9 protein-coding genes and 3 rRNA genes are annotated in these 18,177 nt (G+C 66.8%); 7 read left to right on the top strand and 5 right to left on the bottom strand.

Features of this window, described 5'->3' with window-relative positions; all coding sequences use genetic code 11:
* Positions 1–18: 18 nt before the first annotated feature.
* Positions 19–1,881: a sigma-70 family RNA polymerase sigma factor gene (locus J8N05_RS05045; protein ID WP_210881268.1), complete on the bottom strand. Its 1,863-nt coding sequence runs from the start codon at positions 1,879–1,881 to the stop codon at positions 19–21.
* Between the two features lie 396 nt (positions 1,882–2,277).
* Positions 2,278–3,084 (bottom strand): TetR/AcrR family transcriptional regulator, encoded by an 807-nt coding sequence (locus J8N05_RS05040; RefSeq protein ID WP_210881267.1) that lies wholly within the window; start codon positions 3,082–3,084, stop codon positions 2,278–2,280.
* A gap of 378 nt (positions 3,085–3,462) precedes the next feature.
* Between J8N05_RS05040 and J8N05_RS05035 the strand changes: the two genes are divergently transcribed.
* Both J8N05_RS05035 and J8N05_RS05030 read left to right on the top strand, forming a co-directional pair.
* Positions 3,463–4,824: an NAD(P)/FAD-dependent oxidoreductase gene (locus J8N05_RS05035; protein WP_210881266.1), complete on the top strand. Its 1,362-nt coding sequence runs from the start codon at positions 3,463–3,465 to the stop codon at positions 4,822–4,824.
* A gap of 133 nt (positions 4,825–4,957) precedes the next feature.
* Positions 4,958–6,616 (top strand): ATP-binding SpoIIE family protein phosphatase, encoded by a 1,659-nt coding sequence (locus tag J8N05_RS05030; RefSeq protein WP_210881265.1) that lies wholly within the window; start codon positions 4,958–4,960, stop codon positions 6,614–6,616.
* Positions 6,617–6,647: 31 nt separating this feature from the next.
* Here J8N05_RS05030 and J8N05_RS05025 read toward each other — a convergent pair whose 3' ends face one another.
* Entirely contained in the window at positions 6,648–7,919 is a 1,272-nt protein-coding gene (locus J8N05_RS05025; RefSeq protein ID WP_210890023.1) for an MFS transporter, read from the bottom strand.
* A gap of 147 nt (positions 7,920–8,066) precedes the next feature.
* On the opposite strand from J8N05_RS05025, the gene J8N05_RS05020 reads away from it, so the two are divergent.
* The 5 genes from J8N05_RS05020 to J8N05_RS05000 all read left to right on the top strand — a co-directional run bounded on the left by J8N05_RS05020 (position 8,067) and on the right by J8N05_RS05000 (position 15,149).
* Positions 8,067–8,615, top strand: a complete 549-nt coding sequence (locus J8N05_RS05020; protein ID WP_210881264.1) for a MarR family winged helix-turn-helix transcriptional regulator — start codon at positions 8,067–8,069, stop codon at positions 8,613–8,615.
* Between the two features lie 714 nt (positions 8,616–9,329).
* Positions 9,330–10,855 (top strand): 16S ribosomal RNA (locus J8N05_RS05015).
* A 319-nt stretch (positions 10,856–11,174) separates the two neighbouring features.
* Positions 11,175–14,297, top strand: a 23S ribosomal RNA gene (locus J8N05_RS05010).
* Positions 14,298–14,385: 88 nt separating this feature from the next.
* Positions 14,386–14,502, top strand: a 5S ribosomal RNA gene (gene rrf, locus J8N05_RS05005).
* The 16S, 23S and 5S rRNA genes sit together here, the layout of an rRNA operon.
* Positions 14,503–14,594: 92 nt before the next feature.
* The gene (locus J8N05_RS05000; RefSeq protein ID WP_210881263.1) at positions 14,595–15,149 is read left to right on the top strand and encodes a GNAT family N-acetyltransferase; all 555 of its coding nucleotides are present in this window, start codon (positions 14,595–14,597) and stop codon (positions 15,147–15,149) included.
* Between the two features lie 19 nt (positions 15,150–15,168).
* Here J8N05_RS05000 and J8N05_RS04995 read toward each other — a convergent pair whose 3' ends face one another.
* Together J8N05_RS04995 and J8N05_RS04990 are read right to left on the bottom strand one after the other, a co-directional pair.
* A complete protein-coding gene (locus J8N05_RS04995) occupies positions 15,169–16,698 on the bottom strand; it encodes a P-loop NTPase family protein (RefSeq protein ID WP_210881262.1) in 1,530 nt (509 codons plus the stop codon).
* Positions 16,699–16,746: 48 nt separating this feature from the next.
* A complete protein-coding gene (locus J8N05_RS04990; protein ID WP_210881261.1) occupies positions 16,747–18,171 on the bottom strand; it encodes an ATP-binding protein in 1,425 nt (474 codons plus the stop codon).
* Positions 18,172–18,177: the final 6 nt, after the last annotated feature.

The following is an 18,177-nucleotide window of genomic DNA, read 5'->3' as shown; positions in this document are numbered from 1 at the left end:
AGGAACTGACCCGGGACGTCACCGGCACCGGAAGCGTGAGTCGGCCCAGTCCGCCAGGGCCGCCGTGCCGAAGCCGGAGCGCGGTTCGACGACCAGGCGGATCGTCTTCCTGCCCGTCAGATCGACGTGCACGGGCACCGCGGCCTGGCCTCCCCGGACCAGCCCCGACTGCCACCTGCGCACACCGTCCGCGAACACGGAGAACCGCACCTGCCCGAGGCCCATCGTCAGGTCGTCCACGCCGGCCATCGCGTCGTACGAGATGCACGCGCGGTTGAGATCGATGGTGACCGAGGAGGCGCCGTGCACGGTGACACCGTTCGTGTACCGCTTGCCGGCGACGGACATGCCGTACCGCTGCCAGACCCAGCTGCTCTCGCCGAGCCGCATCTCGGGCTCGGTGCCGTCCCCGGTGACGCCGTACTCCAGCTGGTTCCACCGGAAGTCCTCGGGGGCCGGTGGCGGCGGAGGGGGAGCGGGGGGCGGTGTGGGCTTCGGTGTAGGGGTCGGAGTGGGCGTCGGCTTCGGCTTCGGTTTCGGCTTGGGGGTGGGTTCGGGCGCCGGCGTACGAGTCGGTGTCGGTGTAGGTCTCGGCTTCGGCGCCGCCGCGGCCTCCACGGGAGCGGGTTCGGCCTTCGGCGGCTTCGGGGACCGGGAGGGCGACGGCGGCGGTGACGGCACGTTCGGCTCGACGACCGGGTCGGGCGGGCGCGGGCCGGCCTCGTCCTTCTTCACCGTCGCGTCGTCGCCCGCGAGCGCGAACACCACCGAGGCGACGGCCGCCGCGACGACCCCCGCGACGATGCCGGCCTTCGCGGGCGCGCCCAGCCCTTCCGCCGCGGCCCCGCCGGCCCCCGCGCCCCCCGAGCCGCCACCGGCCGCGGACGCGGCGCCCGCGGCCCCGGCCGCGCCCACGCCGGTCCCACCGGCGATGAGGGCGGCCGCCTTCGCGTACCCGGCGGCGCCGAACCAGCCGATGACCGCGACCGGCACCACCGCCGGAATCCCGTTCGCGACGTCCTTGATCTGACCGGCGGCGAGCCGGCACCTGGCGCACTCCTCCAGGTGCTTGCGCAGCCCGCGCTCGGCGCGCGTGCGCAGCCCGCCGCGTGCGTACGCGCCGAGCCGGTCGGCGTAGCGCGCGCACTCCTCGTCCGCAGTGAGCGTGGCGCTCACATGGGCCTGCAGATAGGCCTGCTTGAGGCCTTCGCGGGCCCGACTGGCCAGTACGCGCGTGCCGTTGGCGTCCAGGCCGAAGAGCGTGGCGACCTCGCTGGGCGACTCGTCCTCGACCTCGGTGTGCCACAGCACGGCCTGCCAGCGCTCCGGCAGCGACCGGAACGCCTGCATGGCCATGGACTGCTCGGCCTCGTGCATGGCCCGTACGTCCGCGCCCAGTTCCTCGGAGGCGGTGTCGTCGGACAGCTCGGAGCCGCGCGCGGCCTGCGCCGCGAACACGGCGAAGTCGTCGACCAGATGCTCCCGCCGCGCCGACTTGGTCCAGCCGGCGGCGACGCGTCGTACGGTCGTCAGCAGATAGGCGCGTACTGAGTGCTCGGGGCCGCTGCCGCCGCGGACGGCCTGGAGCATGCGGGCGAAGACCTCTGCGGTGAGGTCGTCCGCGGTGTGGGCGTCGCGGCAGCAGGTGCGCGCGTACCGGCGGACGGCGTCCGCGTGCCGCCGGTACAGCTCCTCGTAGGCGGTGTCGTCGCCCGACCGCATCCACCCGATCAACTCGGCGTCCGCGGGCGGCAGTTCGACGGGCTCGGCAGGAGGCGGCAACACTCCGCCGTCACCCTGCCCACGCCGCTCGCGCTGCGGCGGAACAACGGCTTCCGGTACGGCGCTGTCGAGTGGCTCGTCCTGCTCGTCAACGCTCATCGCGGAAAGCCCCCGCCTGCACACTCGGACCCGAACACCGGGAAAGAGTGCCACAGGCACGAACCGCTGTTACCCACAGGAACGCAGCAACCACTCATCCGAATGGATCACCCGAACGCCCCTTGACGACACCAAGAAACCCGTTCCCCACCCCTCCAGGGGCGCGAGCAACCCCGACGCTCCCGCACCCGACGAGATCCCCGCACCCACTCAGGGGCGCGGGGAACGGCGCGAGCAACCCCCACGAACCCGCACCCGACGAGTTCCCCGCACCCCCCAGGGGCGCGGGGAACTGCGCACCCAGCCCCCGCCCCCACGAACCCGCACCCGACTGAGTCACCCCCGCCGGAGGCGACCCGCACCCGACGAACGCGACCCCCGCCGGAGGCAAAACGGCTACGCGGGACGAGACCGCAACCCTTCAAGCAGGATGTCCAACAGCCGCGCAGACGCCGCAGCCTGCTGCGCAGCATCAGGCAACGAGGGCGCAGCCGTAGCTATCACGAGCAGCACATCGGACACCGTCACATCCGCCCGCAGCTCACCCGCCCCACGCGCCCGGTCCACCAGCCGCCCCACGACCTCAAGCAGCTGCGCCGCCCCGGCGTCGTCCTCGTCCGGCTGCTCCCCGAGGGAAGCCGGCCGCTGCTCCACGAGCCGCAGATCGGGCCCGCCGGGCTGGGACCGCTGCTGCGGCACCCGCGCCCCGTCACGCACCGCGGCCCCGTCGAGCACCGCCGAACCGTCGAGTACCGAACCGTCCTCGCCGACCCCCACCCGCAGCACCTGCGGCGGCAGCAGCCGCCCGGCGCCCGAGGCGACCGACGTCCGCAGGAAGCGCGAGAGCGCCGACCACGGCTCGTCCTCCTGCCCGAGCGCGGAACGCGCCTGATCGGTCAGCCGGGAGGTCTCCTCCTCGGCGATACGCCGGACCAGGACGTCCTTGCTCGGAAAGCGCCGGTACACCGTGCCGACACCGACCCGCGCGCGCCGTGCCACGTCCTCCATGGGAGCGCCGTACCCCAGCTCCCCGAAGACCTCACGTGCCGCGCGCAGTACGTGCTCCAGATTGCGCTGTGCGTCCACCCGCAGCGGCGTGGTGCGCGATACGTCCCCCGCGCGTCCGTTCCCCGCCGCCGCCCCGGTCGCGCCGCCCGTTGGAAGAGCGGACGCGGATGTCCAATGAGTGTCCTGAATATGCATGTGTGTTCCCCCGGTAATGACGTCTCCCCCCGGAGACTCTCCCCGCCATCGACAGACCGGAGTCAGCGGAACATCCTTCGCCGTAGGCCCCGCCGTTCGGACCCGTCGAGCGCATCCCCCTACACCCCGATGACACACGAACATAGTTGAGGCGGAGTCAATTCAGAAGGGGGAGGTTCCGCACGGAGCGCCCCCCGATCGGAGTACGGGCCGGTTACGTCCCGGTTGCGCCCCCTAATGCCACCCCGCTCACACCTGCTGACCTGCGGACCTTTCCCACGCTCCGGCGAAACGGCCCGCTCCGCTCGTCTTCGGCGCCCGGTCACACAAATTGACGGGCCTGTGGACAAACGCCCGTAGCCGGTGCGTCATGGGTGAGTGAAGGAACGTGCGCGCATTCTCGTTGTCGGCGGCGGCTACGTCGGGATGTACACCGCCCTGCGTCTCCAGCAGAAGCTCAAACAGGAGCTGAAACGGGGGGACGTGGAGATCACCGTGGTCACTCCCGACCCATACATGACCTACCAACCCTTCCTGCCGGAGGCGGCCGCGGGCTCCATCTCGCCGCGCCACGTCGTCGTACCCCTGCGCCGCGTCCTGGACCGGTGCCGCGTCGTCATCGGCGAGGCCACGTCGATCGACCACGCCAAGCGCACCGCGACCGTCGCGACCCTCGCCACCGAGGAGGAGGGCACGGGCCCCGACCAGCTCTCGTACGACGAACTCGTGCTGGCCCCCGGCTCCGTGTCGCGCACCCTCCCGATCCCCGGTCTCGCCGAGTTCGCCATCGGCTTCAAGACCGTCGAGGAGGCCATCGGTCTGCGCAACCACGTCATCGAGCAGATGGACATCGCCTCCTCCACCCGCGACCCCGCGATCCGTGACGCCGCCCTGACCTTCGTCTTCGTAGGAGGCGGTTACGCAGGAGTGGAGGCGCTCGGCGAGCTGGAGGACATGGCCCGCTACGCCTCCCGCTACTACCACAACGTCAAGGCCGACGACATGAAGTGGATCCTCGTCGAGGCCTCGGACCGCATCCTCCCCGAGGTCGGCGAGGAGATGGGCAAGTACACCGTCACCCAGCTGCGCCGCCGCAACATCGACGTACGCCTGCGGACCCGGCTCGACTCGTGCACCGACCGAGTCGCCGTCCTCAGCGACGGGGCCCGCTTCCCGACCCGCACGGTCGTGTGGACCGCGGGCGTCAAGCCCCACCCGATCCTCGCGGCCACCGACCTGCCGCTGAACGAACGCGGCAGGCTGAGGTGCACCGCCGAGCTGACCGTGGACGGCGCCACGCACGCGTGGGCCGCGGGCGACGCCGCCGCCGTACCCGACGTGACCGCGTCCGGGCCCGGCACGGAGACGGCTCCCAACGCCCAGCACGCCGTCCGCCAGGCCAAGGTCCTCGGCGACAACATCGCCCGCTCCCTGCGCGGCGAGCAGCTGGAGACGTACTCCCACAAGTACGTGGGTTCGGTCGCCTCCCTGGGGCTGCACAAGGGTGTCGCGCACGTCTACGGACGCAAGCTGAAGGGATACCCTGCCTGGTTCATGCACCGCGTCTACCACCTGAGCCGGGTGCCCACCTTCAACCGAAAAGCCCGTGTGCTCGCCGAATGGACCCTGTCGGGCCTCTTCAAGAGGGAGATCGTCTCCCTCGGTTCGCTCGAACATCCCCGCGCGGAGTTCGAACTCGCGGCCGGTGGAAAGCCTCCTCAGGACCACCCGAAGGGGTAGTCCTGACCGGAGTCAGGAACTCCTCCCGCGGGACCGGCGTCTGACGAATGTCGGTCCCGTCGGACACACTGGTCCTTCATGACCATGGGCGGGCCGACCGCTCGCCCTTCGATCCCACGAGGCCTGTCCCACAGTGAACTTCACGCGCTGGAGCGCCCGACTCCCCGGAACGCAGCGCCGCGCGGCGGCGCGGGCCGACGGACTGCCCACGGCACTCCCCTCGGAGAGCTCCGTGCCCGCGGCACGGGCCGAGCGGCCGAACGCCGAGGGGACCTCGGTCGCGCTCGCCCCCGCCGTGGACGAGCTGCCGGTCCGTGAGGTCCTGGACCGCATCCCGGCCCTCGTCGCCCTCGTCCACGGACCGGAGCACCGCCTCGCGTACGTGAACGACGCCTATGTGACGGCTTTCGGAGTCCGCCCGCCCGGCGAGCCCGCGCGCGAGGCGCTGCCCGAGCTGGCCGAGATCGGCCTCCTGCCGCTCCTGGACCAGGTCCTGCGCAGCTCCAAGCCGCGTACGGTCAAGTCCCGCAAGGTCCCCGGCGGCCGCTCGTACACGTTCACGTGCACGCCCGTCGAGGTCTCGGCCACCCCTGAAGGGGGCGGCGTACTCATCTTCGCGGCGGACGTCACCGACCACGCCGAGGCCGCCGAGCGGCTGCGGGCCAGCGAGCGCCGGCAGCGCGAGACCGCCGTCACCCTCCAGCGCTCCCTGCTCCCCCAGGAGCTGGAGGAGCCGGACGACCTGCGCGTCGCCGCGACCTACCACCCCGGCGGCACGGAGGCCGCGGTCGGCGGCGACTGGTACGACGTGATCACTCTCGGCGGAGGCCGCACCGCCCTCGTCATCGGCGACGTGATGGGCCGCGGCATCCGTGCGGCGGCCGTCATGGGCCAGCTCCGCACGGCGGTCCGCGCGTACGCCCGCCTGGACCTGCCCCCGCACGAGGTCCTCCAGCTCCTCGACGGCCTCGCCATGGAGATCGACGCCAACCAGATCGCCACCTGCGTGTACGCGGTCCACGACCCGAACGAGGGACGGCTGGTGTACGCGTCCGCCGGCCACCTCCCGATCCTCGTACGCGACGAGAGCGGCACCGTCCACCGCGCCGACGAGCCCACCGGCCCTCCGCTCGGCACGGGCGGCTGGATGCACGCCTCCGGCTCGGTGCCCCTGGGCCCCGGCTCCACCGCCGTCCTCTACACGGACGGCCTGGTCGAGCGCCGGGACGCCGACCTCGACGAGGGGATCGCCTCCCTGGAGGGCGCACTCGCCGGCGCCACGGGCACACCCCAGGTGGTCTGCGACCGCCTGGTCCGCTCGATGGGCGTCACGGCCGAGCACGACGACGACGTCGCCGTCCTGGTCCTCCAGCACCCGGCGCGTACGGGCCCCGACGGCGACCTCTTCCGCAACGCGGCCCTGGAGCTGCTCGGCGGCACGGAAGCGGCCCCACGCGCGCGTGCGTTCGCCTCCGGCGTCCTCACCAGCTGGCGCTTCGCACCCGATCTGCACGACCTGGGCGTGCTGGCCGCCAGCGAACTCGTCGCGAACTCCCTCCAGCACGGCACCCCGCCGATGCGGCTGAGACTGCGCCGCACCGACCGCCGGCTGATCGTGGAGGTAACCGACGGCGACGACCACCTGCCGCGCCGCCGCCGCGCCGAACCGGCCGACGAGTCCGGCCGCGGCATCGCGATCATCGCCACGATCGCCTCGAACTGGGGCTCCCGCCGTGCCCCGGGCGGGGGCAAGGCGGTGTGGTGCGAGTTCGCACTCCCCCGCACCACCTGACCCGGCAGCCGCGCAGACCCCGTCGGCCCCGTCAGGCCGCGGTCTGCACCGACTCCGCGGAAGCCCCGCCCCGCACCACGACCCGGCTCTTCGCGAGCGAGGGCTGGTTCTGCACAGGAGTGAGCTGCCGCCCCAGCCGCACCGCCAGAAACGTGATCCCCAGCGAGAACAGCAGGAACGTCACGATGTACGGAGCGTGCAGCGAGGCACCCATCGGGCCGCCCACCGCCGGACCGACCGCGAGGGCCAGCTGCTTCACCAGGGCGAAGGCCGAGTTGTACTGACCGGCCAGCCCGCTCGGCGCGAGATCCGCGACCAGCGGAGCCACGGTCGGCGACAGCATCGCCTCCCCGAGCCCGAACAGCGCGTACGTCGACACGAACGCGGCCGTCGCCATGGTCTGACTGACGTGCCCGAGACCCGCGTACCCGGCGATGACCCAGGCGAGAGCCCAGATCAGACCCACCGCGGCGATCACCCGGGACCGCTTGCGCCGCTCGACGAACTTCAGCACGGCGAACTGCGCGACGACGATCATCGCCGTGTTCGCGGCGAGAGCCGTCCCGAGCGCGGAGGTGGAGATACCGGCCGCCTCGACGCCGTACGCGCTCAATCCCGACTCGAACTGCCCGTAGCAGGCGAAGAACAGCACGAAACCGACCACGCACAGCTGCACCATGGCCCGGTTGCCGAGCAGTTGCTTCCAGCTGCCCCTGGCCTGCCCCGGTGCATCCTCGACCATGGGCGCCCGCGGCATCCGTACGGTCGCCATGACCACCACGAGCAGCAGGAACATCGCCGCCTCGATCGCGAAGAGCAGGGTGAACGAGCTCGCCCGCGAGGCGTCGACGAGGTGACCGCCGATGAGCCCGCCGACGCCGAGGCCGAGGTTCTGCAGGAAGAACTGCGTGGCGAAGGCACGTGAGCGGGTCTCGGCGGTCGAGCAGTCGACGATCATCGTCGCCAGCGCGGGCTGCATCACGGCCTGCCCGGCCCCGAGCGCGGCAGCCGACATCAGTACGGTCGTGGATGTGCTCGCCAGTCCCAGACTCAGCGAACCGACGGCGGCGGTGACCAGGGCGAGGAGCAGCACGGGCATCGGCCCCCGCCGGACGATGGCCCGCCCGGCGAACGGCAGCACCACGAGCGCGGCCACGGCGAAGACGGCGAGCACGAGACCCGCCGTCATGGCACCGAGATCCCGTACCTGCGCCACATAGACGTACAAGTACGGGACGGTAAAGCCGAGGCCGAACGCGCTGAGTGCGTTGCCCACATGGATCCGGCGCATCTCCGCGCCCATCGCCCTGGTCACTTTCACCTGCCTTGATCAAGAAGTCTTACGCCTGCCTCAGGAGTTAGGAGTGAAGACTTCGAAGCTAAAGTTAGGATCTAAACAATACATCTCGAAGGACTTCAACGCCAAGCGGGCGCGTGCCATACTGCGGCCATGGGTGACACCCCCGCCGCGAACGAGCCGACGCTGGACGAGCAGATCGCCGCCTACCAGCGCGAGTTCCAGGACCTCGACCCCCAGGTCGAGAAGATCGTCTCGGCGCTCGGCCGCCTCAACCGGCGGATGAACGTCGCGTACGGCCGCCAGACCGCCGCTCTCGGCATCAGCAACGCCGAGTGGGAGGTCCTCAAGGCGCTCGTCCTGTCGGGGGCGCCCTACTGCCTGGGTCCGAGTGACCTGGCGAAGCGGCTCGGCCTCACCCCGGCGGCCATGACCCACCGCATCGACCGGATGGTGGGGGAGGGCCTCGTCACCAGGGAGCGCGACGAGTCCAACCGGGTCCGCGTGATCGTGGAGCTCACGAACGAGGGCCGGGACAAGTGGCTTGAGGCCATGCGTCTCGCCACCGTCTTCGAGGAGGACCTGCTCCAGGACCTCTCGCAGGCGGAGCGCGGAGCCCTGGAAGACGTGCTGACCAGGCTGCTTCGACGCGTGGAGGACGCTCAGCCGGACGCCGGCGGCCGGCTCACCGACCTCGACTGAGGCCCGCGCAGGCCTAGTTGGGGCCGAGTTAGGTCTGAGTCGGGGTTTGCCGATCGGGCGCCTGGGGGAGACTTGACACTCCCCTCGTGGATACGTAAGGTTCTTCGAGTTGCCACGGAGCCGTAACGGTTCTGCGACAGCACCTCCGCCGCAGATGCGGCACACCAAACCACCAGCTCGATCTCCCAACGGGATTCAATTCGGCGTGCCCGAATTGTTTTCGATTTGGGGCCGGCAACTCCGATTAGGAACTGCCGACAGGATCCGCTAAAGTTTTGGACGTCGGAACGGCCCAACAGCCGCAAGGACAAACCCGGTTGACTGGGAGTCAGGCCCGAAAGGATCTGATAGAGTCAACATCGCCGGAAAGGGAAGCGCGAAAGCGAAAACCTGGAAAGCACCGAGGAAATCGGAACCGGAAACGGTCTGATAGAGTCGGAAACGCAAGACCGAAGGGAAGCGCCCGGAGGAAAGCCCGAGAGGGTGAGTACAAAGGAAGCGTCCGTTCCTTGAGAACTCAACAGCGTGCCAAAAATCAACGCCAGATATGTTGATACCCCGTCCATCACCGCATGGTGGTGGGTGGAGGTTCCTTTGAAAAAGTCCTGCCGGGGTCATACCTGGTAGGCGCATCAGCGAGGACGCTGTGAACGGCCTTCCCTATTCCGGTTGGTCGTTCCGCTCTCATGATGTTCGCCGGATTACCGGTAAACATTCACGGAGAGTTTGATCCTGGCTCAGGACGAACGCTGGCGGCGTGCTTAACACATGCAAGTCGAACGATGAACCACTTCGGTGGGGATTAGTGGCGAACGGGTGAGTAACACGTGGGCAATCTGCCCTTCACTCTGGGACAAGCCCTGGAAACGGGGTCTAATACCGGATGACACTCCTACTCGCATGGGTGGGGGTTGAAAGCTCCGGCGGTGAAGGATGAGCCCGCGGCCTATCAGCTTGTTGGTGAGGTAGTGGCTCACCAAGGCGACGACGGGTAGCCGGCCTGAGAGGGCGACCGGCCACACTGGGACTGAGACACGGCCCAGACTCCTACGGGAGGCAGCAGTGGGGAATATTGCACAATGGGCGAAAGCCTGATGCAGCGACGCCGCGTGAGGGATGACGGCCTTCGGGTTGTAAACCTCTTTCAGCAGGGAAGAAGCGAAAGTGACGGTACCTGCAGAAGAAGCGCCGGCTAACTACGTGCCAGCAGCCGCGGTAATACGTAGGGCGCAAGCGTTGTCCGGAATTATTGGGCGTAAAGAGCTCGTAGGCGGTCTGTCGCGTCGGATGTGAAAGCCCGGGGCTTAACCCCGGGTCTGCATTCGATACGGGCAGACTAGAGTGTGGTAGGGGAGATCGGAATTCCTGGTGTAGCGGTGAAATGCGCAGATATCAGGAGGAACACCGGTGGCGAAGGCGGATCTCTGGGCCATTACTGACGCTGAGGAGCGAAAGCGTGGGGAGCGAACAGGATTAGATACCCTGGTAGTCCACGCCGTAAACGGTGGGAACTAGGTGTTGGCGACATTCCACGTCGTCGGTGCCGCAGCTAACGCATTAAGTTCCCCGCCTGGGGAGTACGGCCGCAAGGCTAAAACTCAAAGGAATTGACGGGGGCCCGCACAAGCAGCGGAGCATGTGGCTTAATTCGACGCAACGCGAAGAACCTTACCAAGGCTTGACATCGCCCGGAAAGCATCAGAGATGGTGCCCCCCTTGTGGTCGGGTGACAGGTGGTGCATGGCTGTCGTCAGCTCGTGTCGTGAGATGTTGGGTTAAGTCCCGCAACGAGCGCAACCCTTGTTCTGTGTTGCCAGCATGCCCTTCGGGGTGATGGGGACTCACAGGAGACTGCCGGGGTCAACTCGGAGGAAGGTGGGGACGACGTCAAGTCATCATGCCCCTTATGTCTTGGGCTGCACACGTGCTACAATGGCAGGTACAATGAGCTGCGATACCGCAAGGTGGAGCGAATCTCAAAAAGCCTGTCTCAGTTCGGATTGGGGTCTGCAACTCGACCCCATGAAGTCGGAGTTGCTAGTAATCGCAGATCAGCATTGCTGCGGTGAATACGTTCCCGGGCCTTGTACACACCGCCCGTCACGTCACGAAAGTCGGTAACACCCGAAGCCGGTGGCCCAACCCCTTGTGGGAGGGAGCTGTCGAAGGTGGGACTGGCGATTGGGACGAAGTCGTAACAAGGTAGCCGTACCGGAAGGTGCGGCTGGATCACCTCCTTTCTAAGGAGCACTTCTTGGCTGTCAGGCTTCTGCCTGGTGGTCCAGAGGCCAGTTCATCGGCGAATGTCCGGTGCTGGTTGCTCAAGGGTGGAACGTTGATTATTCGGCACACTCGGCCTTCTACAGGCTGCAAGTACTGTCCTTCGGGGCGTGGAAAGCAGACCTTAGGGGTGAGGGTGTCGGGCACGCTGTTGGGTGTCTGAGGGTTCGGCCGTGATGGTCGCCTTCAGTGCCGGCCCCAGTGCACTCGGACTTCTGGTCCGGGGTGATGGGTGGTTGGTCGTTGTTTGAGAACTGCACAGTGGACGCGAGCATCTGTGGCCAAGTTTTTAAGGGCGCACGGTGGATGCCTTGGTACCAGGAACCGATGAAGGACGTGGGAGGCCACGATAGTCCCCGGGGAGCCGTCAACCAGGCTTTGATCCGGGGGTTTCCGAATGGGGAAACCCGGCAGTCGTCATGGGCTGTCACCCACATCTGAACACATAGGGTGTGTGGAGGGAACGCGGGGAAGTGAAACATCTCAGTACCCGCAGGAAGAGAAAACAACCGTGATTCCGGGAGTAGTGGCGAGCGAAACCGGATGAGGCCAAACCGTATGTGTGTGAGACCCGGCAGGGGTTGCGCATGCGGGGTTGTGGGATCTCTCTTTCACAGTCTGCCGGCTGTGAGACGAGTCAGAAACCGTTGGTGTAGGCGAAGGACATGCGAAAGGTCCGGCGTAGAGGGTAAGACCCCCGTAGTCGAAACATCAACGGCTCGTTTGAGAGACACCCAAGTAGCACGGGGCCCGAGAAATCCCGTGTGAATCTGGCGGGACCACCCGCTAAGCCTAAATATTCCCTGGTGACCGATAGCGGATAGTACCGTGAGGGAATGGTGAAAAGTACCGCGGGAGCGGAGTGAAATAGTACCTGAAACCGTGTGCCTACAAGCCGTGGGAGCGTCGCTCATCAAGTTTACTTGGTGGGTCGTGACTGCGTGCCTTTTGAAGAATGAGCCTGCGAGTTTGCGGTGTGTTGCGAGGTTAACCCGTGTGGGGAAGCCGTAGCGAAAGCGAGTCCGAATAGGGCGACATAGTAGCGCGCTCAAGACCCGAAGCGGAGTGATCTAGCCATGGGCAGGTTGAAGCGGCTGTAAGAGGTCGTGGAGGACCGAACCCACCAGGGTTGAAAACCTGGGGGATGACCTGTGGTTAGGGGTGAAAGGCCAATCAAACTCCGTGATAGCTGGTTCTCCCCGAAATGCATTTAGGTGCAGCGTCGTGTGTTTCTTGCCGGAGGTAGAGCACTGGATAGGCGATGGGCCCTACCGGGTTACTGACCTTAGCCAAACTCCGAATGCCGGTAAGTGAGAGCGCGGCAGTGAGACTGTGGGGGATAAGCTCCATGGTCGAGAGGGAAACAGCCCAGAGCATCGACTAAGGCCCCTAAGCGTACGCTAAGTGGGAAAGGATGTGGAGTCGCACAGACAACCAGGAGGTTGGCTTAGAAGCAGCCACCCTTGAAAGAGTGCGTAATAGCTCACTGGTCTAGTGATTCCGCGCCGACAATGTAGCGGGGCTCAAGCGTACCGCCGAAGTCGTGTCATTCATACAACAGGGCCAACGCCTGTATGGATGGGTAGGGGAGCGTCGTGTGCCGGGTGAAGCCGCGCCGGAAGGCAGTGGTGGACGGTTCACGAGTGAGAATGCAGGCATGAGTAGCGATACACACGTGAGAAACGTGTGCGCCGATTGACTAAGGGTTCCTGGGTCAAGCTGATCTGCCCAGGGTAAGTCGGGACCTAAGGCGAGGCCGACAGGCGTAGTCGATGGATAACCGGTTGATATTCCGGTACCCGCTGTGAAGCGTCAAACATCGAACCAGGCGATGCTAAGTCCGTGAAGCCGTTCCGGACCCTTCGGGGAATGGAAAGTGGTGGAGCCGACGGACCAGACCTGTAGTAGGTGAGTGATGGGGTGACGCAGGAAGGTAGTCCAGCCCGGGCGGTGGTTGTCCCGGGGTAAGGGTGTAGCCCGTTGTGTAGGTAAATCCGCACAACATCAAGGGTGAGACCTGATGCCGAGCCGATTGTGGTGAAGTGGATGATCCTATGCTGTCGAGAAAAGCCTCTAGCGAGTTTCATGGCGGCCCGTACCCTAAACCGACTCAGGTGGTCAGGTAGAGAATACCGAGGCGTTCGGGTGAACTATGGTTAAGGAACTCGGCAAAATGCCCCCGTAACTTCGGGAGAAGGGGGGCCATCACTGGTGATCCGATTTACTCGGTGAGCTGGGGGTGGCCGCAGAGACCAGCGAGAAGCGACTGTTTACTAAAAACACAGGTCCGTGCGAAGCCGTAAGGCGATGTATACGGACTGACGCCTGCCCGGTGCTGGAACGTTAAGGGGACCGGTTAGTCAGATTTCGGTCTGGCGAAGCTGAGAACTTAAGCGCCAGTAAACGGCGGTGGTAACTATAACCATCCTAAGGTAGCGAAATTCCTTGTCGGGTAAGTTCCGACCTGCACGAATGGCGTAACGACTTCTCGACTGTCTCAACCATAGGCCCGGTGAAATTGCACTACGAGTAAAGATGCTCGTTTCGCGCAGCAGGACGGAAAGACCCCGGGACCTTTACTATAGTTTGATATTGGTGTTCGGTTCGGCTTGTGTAGGATAGCTGGGAGACTGTGAAGCTTGAGCGCCAGCTCGGGTGGAGTCGTCGTTGAAATACCAGTCTGGTCGTGCTGGATGTCTAACCTGGGTCCGTGATCCGGATCAGGGACAGTGTCTGATGGGTAGTTTAACTGGGGCGGTTGCCTCCTAAAGAGTAACGGAGGCGCCCAAAGGTTCCCTCAGCCTGGTTGGCAATCAGGTGTTGAGTGTAAGTGCACAAGGGAGCTTGACTGTGAGACCGACGGGTCGAGCAGGGACGAAAGTCGGGACTAGTGATCCGGCGGTGGCTTGTGGAAGCGCCGTCGCTCAACGGATAAAAGGTACCCCGGGGATAACAGGCTGATCTTCCCCAAGAGTCCATATCGACGGGATGGTTTGGCACCTCGATGTCGGCTCGTCGCATCCTGGGGCTGGAGTCGGTCCCAAGGGTTGGGCTGTTCGCCCATTAAAGCGGTACGCGAGCTGGGTTTAGAACGTCGTGAGACAGTTCGGTCCCTATCCGCTGTGCGCGTAGGAGTCTTGAGAAGGGCTGTCCCTAGTACGAGAGGACCGGGACGGACGAACCTCTGGTGTGCCAGTTGTCCTGCCAAGGGCATGGCTGGTTGGCTACGTTCGGGAGGGATAACCGCTGAAAGCATCTAAGCGGGAAGCCTGCTTCGAGATGAGGACTCCCACCAACTTGATTGGTTAAGGCTCCCAGTAGACGACTGGGTTGATAGGCCGGATGTGGAAGCCCTGTAAGGGGTGGAGCTGACCGGTACTAATAGGCCGAGGGCTTGTCCTCAGTTGCTCGCGTCCACTGTGTTGGTTCTGAAACCACGAACAACCGTTGTAGCCATGGTCACGGCTCCGGTTTGATAGTTTCATAGTGTTTCGGTGGTCATAGCGTGAGGGAAACGCCCGGTTACATTCCGAACCCGGAAGCTAAGCCTTACAGCGCCGATGGTACTGCAGGGGGGACCCTGTGGGAGAGTAGGACGCCGCCGAACAAATATTGGAGAAAAGCCCCCGCACTTCGGTGCGGGGGCTTTTCTGCGTTCCAGGACATACAAGCGCATGCGGTTTCGTTACGGTGACCCTCATGAATCCTGAGTACGTGATCCGTTCTATAGGCAGTGACGAGTGGGCGGCGGTGAAGGCGCTCGCTCTGTCCGCGCTTCAGGATCCGGTGGCGCATCTGGCTTTTCTGGATACGTACGAGGTCGCGGTGGGGCGGCCCGACAGTTTCTGGCAGGAGCGGGCCGCCGGAGCCGCGGAAGGGGTGCGTGAACGGCAGCAGATCGTCGCCGAAGGGTCCGGTGGGCGGTGGGTCGGGTGCGTGGTCGTGCTGGTCGAGGAGGCTGGCGCCGTCGGAGCGCTGGGGGCCGTGAGCCCCGTACGGCAGGGGCATCTGGTGGGGGTGTATGTGCGGCCCGAGGCGCGGGGGAGTGGGCTCACCGAGCGGCTGTTCTCGTATGCGCTGCGGTGGGCCTGGGAGGACGCCGGCCTGGAGCGGGCACGGTTGTTCGTGCACGAGGGGAACGGGCGGGCTCAGGCCTTCTACCGGAAGTTCGGGTTCGTGCCCACGGGGGAGAGCGTTCCCGTACCCGGGGACTCGGGTGCGCGGGAGCTGGAGTTCCTGTTCGAGCGGTCGTAGCGGTCAGAGGCGCCGCGGGTCATACCGGGAGGTCCTGGTGGGGCCAGCGGGAGCGGGCCTGTTCCTGGGAGCGGAGGAGGGCCAGGGTGGGCAGGCCCCGGTCCGGGGCCGTGCCGTCGGCAGCGGCGAGGAGATCCGGGAGCTGGGGGAGCGGGGCGACCGCGGCCACGTCGTCCAGGACGAGGGTCAGTGGTGGGTCGAGGCGACCGGAGGATGACCGTTCGGCCATGCGCCGGCCGCGCTCGACCACGCTTGAGGCGAGGGCCGTCAGGAGCGGCATGGCGCCGGGGTTCGACCTCGGGTCCTCGATGGGTTCACCGACCACATAAAGCGTGCCCCCTTCGTTGACGAAGGAATCCAAGGTGAGTGTGTCGGTTCGGTTTGGAGTGCACGCTTCCCGGACGTTGACGGTGAAGAGCGCGGAGAGCGCTCGGGCCGTCAACTCCTGGGCGATGTCACGGCGTTCCGGGTGCGAGGTGAGGGCCGCTTCGAGTTCGCCCGCGGAGCCCGCGGCCGACTTCGGGTTCGTACGGAGGATGCGTACGGCTTCCTGGACCTGGGCGCCCTGGGCCCAGCGGTGGACGTGGCGGATGGTGCGGCCGTCCACCGCCGCGGCGTGGAGGTAGCTGCGGAGGAGGGTCTCCGCGGTGTCGGCGACCGCCTGGTCGATCCTGGCCGTGGGGCGGACCGGGGCGAGGAGTGCCGCCGCCCGGGCCTTCGCGGTGTCCTTGGTCTCGCAGCCCGCCGAGGGGGACCAGTGGAGGCGGGCCGGGGTGTCGCAGAGGTGGGAGGGGTCGTAGAGGAGGACGGGGCCCAGTTTGGCTCGGGCGTCCTTCGTGCTCGACCAGAGGGTGGGGTCGGAGGTGATGACGAGGGCGGGGCCGTCCGCGTCCCGGATCGCCTGGACGGCGAGGGGGTGGCGGGTTTCGCGCGGGCCCAGCACGATTCCCTGCGGGGCTGTGGCGGGGTTTTCCCACCCGCCCGCCCGTTCGGCGGTTTCCATCGGGACCGAGACCGGCGGCGGCTCCGCCGACCGAGCCGCAGGCGCCGCGGTGTGCTCGACCGGCGGGCGCGTCACCTCCGGCCGCTCCGCCGCCCGGCTCCGGGGGATCTCGGGCTCGCCCTTGGTCAGGAGATCCGGTTCCGGTTCCGGCGTCGCGGCGAGTGTTCTGCGTCTCGCCCTGCCCGCCCGCCATCTCGCCACCGTGCCCAGGACGAACACCGTGAGGACGACGAGGACCATCAGCTGGCCGATGAACAGGCCCCAGAAGAGCCCGTACCCGGAGAGCTGGTCGGGTGGGGTGTCGGGCCACGCGGCCGGCAGGTCGTGGGGGGCCTCGACGAGTTGGCGTATGGCCAGGGGCGTACGGCGGAAGGTGGTCCCGGACGGCCAGGAGCCGTGGGAGAAGAGGCCGGCGAGGCCGGTCGCCGTCCAGACCATGACGGTCATGCCGAGGACGAAGGCCAGGATGCCGAGCAGCAGGCCGTCGGGGACGCCTCCCTGGCCGCCGCCGCTGTGGCGATCGCGATCGCGGTCGTCCGGTCTCATCTCGGGTCGCTCCTCTATGCCACTGACGCCACTCATGTCGCTGTGGGCTTACGCCACTGTGGACTCGGACGAGTCGTCGAGGTCGCTCAGGTGGTGCTCCATGAACGCCGCGGCCCGTTCCTCGGCCTCCAGCTCGGCGGCGCGCAGCGCATCGTCCGCGAGGTGGTCGGCCGACGACTCCGTCATGGCGCGGTCGGTGAAGACGAGGGGGCGCTCGGTCTCGGAGATCAGGTGTTTGACGACCTGGACGTTGCCGTTGACGTCCCACACGGCGATGCCGGGGGTGAGGGAGGGGATGATCTCGACCGCCCAGCGGGGCAGGCCGAGGACACGGCCCGTCATTCTGGCCTCGTCGGCCTTCTGGGCGTAGATCGTCCGTGTCGAGGCCATCTTGAGGATCGCCGCGGCCTCCTTGGCGGCGGCTCCGTCCACGACGTCCGACAGGTGGTGGACGACGGCGACGAAGGACAGACCGAGGCGGCGGCCGAACTTCAGCAGGCGCTGGAAGAGCTGGGCCACGAACGGGCTGTTGATGATGTGCCAGGCCTCCTCGACGAGGAAGATGCGCTTCTTCCGGTCGGGGCGGATCCAGGTGTGCTCCAGCCACACGCCGACGATCGCCATGAGGATGGGCATGGCGATGGAGTTGCGGTCGATGTGGGACAGGTCGAAGACGATGAGCGGGGCGTCCAGGTCGATGCCGACCGTCGTCGGGCCGTCGAACATGCCCCTCAGGTCGCCGTCGACCAGGCGGTCGATGACCAGGGCGACGTCGAGGCCCCAGGCGCGTACGTCGTCTATGGCGACGTTCATCGCCTCCGCCGACTCCGGTTCGGGGTGGCGGAGCTGCTCGACGATGTCCGTCAGAACGGGCTGGCGGTCGATGATCGTCTCGTTGACGTAGGCGTGCGCGACCTTCAGCGCGAAGCCGGAGCGCTCGTCCAGGCCGTGGCCCATCGCGACCTCGATGATCGTCCGGAGCAGCGCGAGCTGGCCGGTCGTCGTGATCGCCGGGTCGAGCGGGTTGAGCCGGATTCCCATGTCCAGGGCGGCGGTCGGGTCCAGGCGGATCGGGGTCAGTCCCAGCTCCTGGGCGATGAGGTTCCACTCGCCCACCCCGTCCTCGCCCTGTGCGTCGAGGACGACGACCTGGCGGTCCTTGAACCGCAGCTGCCGCATGACGTACGTCTTCTCCAGCGCCGACTTGCCGTTGCCGGACTCGCCGAGGACGAGCCAGTGCGGCGCCGGTAGCTGCTGTCCGTACAGCTGGAAGGGGTCGTAGATGTAGCCCTTCCCGGAGTACACCTCGCGGCCGATGATGACGCCGGAGTCGCCGAGGCCGGGGGCCGCGGTCGGCAGGTAGACGGCCTGGGCCTGGCCGGTGGAGGTGCGCACCGGCGGGCGGGTCGTCTCGACCTTGCCGAAGAGGAAGGACGTGAAGCTTTCCGTGAGGACGGACAGCGGGTCCCGCATGAAGTC

Origin of the sequence: Streptomyces liliiviolaceus (genome assembly GCF_018070025.1) — a bacterium.
Lineage (GTDB): Bacteria > Actinomycetota > Actinomycetes > Streptomycetales > Streptomycetaceae > Streptomyces > Streptomyces liliiviolaceus.
The sequence above is the reverse complement of the archived record's forward strand: the minus strand, read 5'-3'. Positions and strand labels throughout refer to the sequence as shown.

What these genes read in the sequence shown, in the direction of transcription:
- J8N05_RS05045 (WP_210881268.1), bottom strand. Translation starts at nt 1,881, where the DNA reads ATGAGCGTTGACGAGCAGGACGAGCCACTCGACAGCGCCGTACCGGAA.
- J8N05_RS05040 (WP_210881267.1), bottom strand. Translation starts at nt 3,084, where the DNA reads ATGCATATTCAGGACACTCATTGGACATCCGCGTCCGCTCTTCCAACG.
- J8N05_RS05025 (WP_210890023.1), bottom strand. Translation starts at nt 7,919, where the DNA reads ATGGGCGCGGAGATGCGCCGGATCCATGTGGGCAACGCACTCAGCGCG.
- J8N05_RS05020 (WP_210881264.1), top strand. Translation starts at nt 8,067, where the DNA reads ATGGGTGACACCCCCGCCGCGAACGAGCCGACGCTGGACGAGCAGATC.
- J8N05_RS05000 (WP_210881263.1), top strand. Translation starts at nt 14,595, where the DNA reads ATGAATCCTGAGTACGTGATCCGTTCTATAGGCAGTGACGAGTGGGCG.
- J8N05_RS04995 (WP_210881262.1), bottom strand. Translation starts at nt 16,698, where the DNA reads ATGAGACCGGACGACCGCGATCGCGATCGCCACAGCGGCGGCGGCCAG.
- J8N05_RS04990 (WP_210881261.1), bottom strand. Translation starts at nt 18,171, where the DNA reads ATGCGGGACCCGCTGTCCGTCCTCACGGAAAGCTTCACGTCCTTCCTC.